At 68.6% G+C, this 1411-nt stretch carries 2 protein-coding genes; one reads left to right on the top strand and one right to left on the bottom strand.

Annotated features, from left to right (window positions below; translation table 11 throughout):
* The first annotated feature begins 183 nt into the window (after positions 1-183).
* A complete protein-coding gene (locus LPZ50_RS24830) occupies positions 184-636 on the top strand; it encodes a TM2 domain-containing protein (protein WP_230665490.1) in 453 nt (150 codons plus the stop codon).
* A gap of 20 nt (positions 637-656) precedes the next feature.
* Here LPZ50_RS24830 and LPZ50_RS24825 read toward each other — a convergent pair.
* The coding region (locus LPZ50_RS24825; protein WP_230665489.1) for a M24B family metallopeptidase at positions 657-1411 on the bottom strand (755 nt) is incomplete at its 5' end.

Genomic DNA, 1411 nt, shown 5'->3' with positions numbered 1-1411 from the left:
TGGATTCCAGCGTGGCCGCCACCAGCAGTTCCAGGTGCCAGCGGCCCACCTCGGCGTCTTTGTACTTGCTCTGGATGGCAATGTCATAGACAGGCGGATTCATGACGGGATTCTACCGTCCACTACAATCGCGGGCATTGCCCGCACACGGGCGTCCTGCCGCGATTTCCCTTCGCCACCGACATGTCGTCAGCCCAGTCCGCCGCCCCCTCCACCGCCGCCCGGCCCCGCAACAAAGTGGTGCTGGGCCTGCTGGCCTGTTTTCTGGGCTGGACGGGGGCCCACTGGTGGTACCTGGAGCGCCGCCACGCCTGGCTGGTGACGGCGTTTGCCGCCGTCTGCCTGGGCCTGGCAACGCGCTTTCCGGTCTGGTATGACAACCCGGCGTTTTTCCTGGTGTTCATTCCCATGGTCGACGGTTTTATCGAAGGCGTGGTGTTCAGCCTGATGCCGGACGAGAAATTCGACCGCCGGCTCAATCCGGCGCACGGGCGGGTAACGCATACCGGCTGGGGGCCGGTGCTGGTGGCCATTGCCGGTACCCTGGTCGGCGCCATTGCCGGCATGTTCGCCATTGCGATGGTGGTGGTGTACACCTGGACGGCCATGGGCTGGCTGGACGGGTACGTGTTCTAGGGCGCGGCCCGCCGCAGCCGTTACTCGCGCATCAGCGCCTCGATCTCGCGCGCATCCACCGGCACGCCGCGGGTAATCAGTTCGCAACCCTCGTCAGTGACCAGCGCGTCGTCCTCGATGCGGATGCCGATGTCCCGGAACTCGCGCGGCACATCGTCGGCCGCGCGCACGTAGATGCCGGGCTCGATGGTCAGCAGCATACCGGGCTCCAGCGTGCGCCAGGGCCGTTCTTCGCCGGGCGCCGCCGTGCCCTGGCGGTAGTCGCCCGCATCGTGCACGTCCAGGCCCAGCCAGTGGCCGGTGCGGTGCATATAAAAGCGCGTATGGGCGCCGGATTCGATGACGCCGTCCAGCGAGCCCTGCAGCAGGCCCAGGTCTAGCATGCCCTGCGCCAGCACGCGCACCGCGGCATCATGCGCGTCGTTCCAGCCCCGGCCGGGCGCGGTGGCCTGCACGGCCGCGTCCTGCGCGGCGGCCACCAGGTCGTACAGTGCGCGCTGCGGGCCGCTGAAGTGGCCATTGGCCGGGAACGTGCGCGTGATGTCGGACGCGTAACTGTCATATTCGCAGCCGGCGTCGATCAGCACCAGCTCTCCGTCGCGCAGCACGGTGTCGCCCGCGGCGTAATGCAACACGCAGGCGTTGGCACCCGCCGCTACGATGCTGGGGTAGGCCGGCGCCTGGGCGCCGTGGCGCCGGAACTCGTACAGCAGTTCGGCTTCCAGCTCGTACTCGTGCAGCCCCGGGCGCGCCGCGCGCATGGCGCGCGCGTGGG

Source organism: Bordetella petrii (genome assembly GCF_020991325.1).
Lineage (GTDB): Bacteria > Pseudomonadota > Gammaproteobacteria > Burkholderiales > Burkholderiaceae_B > Bordetella_A > Bordetella_A petrii_E.
The sequence above is the reverse complement of the archived record's forward strand: the minus strand, read 5'-3'. Positions and strand labels throughout refer to the sequence as shown.

Bases quoted from the DNA above. Each gene is read 5' to 3' on its own strand.
- LPZ50_RS24830 (WP_230665490.1), top strand. From the start codon at position 184: ATGTCGTCAGCCCAGTCCGCCGCCCCCTCCACCGCCGCCCGGCCCCGC.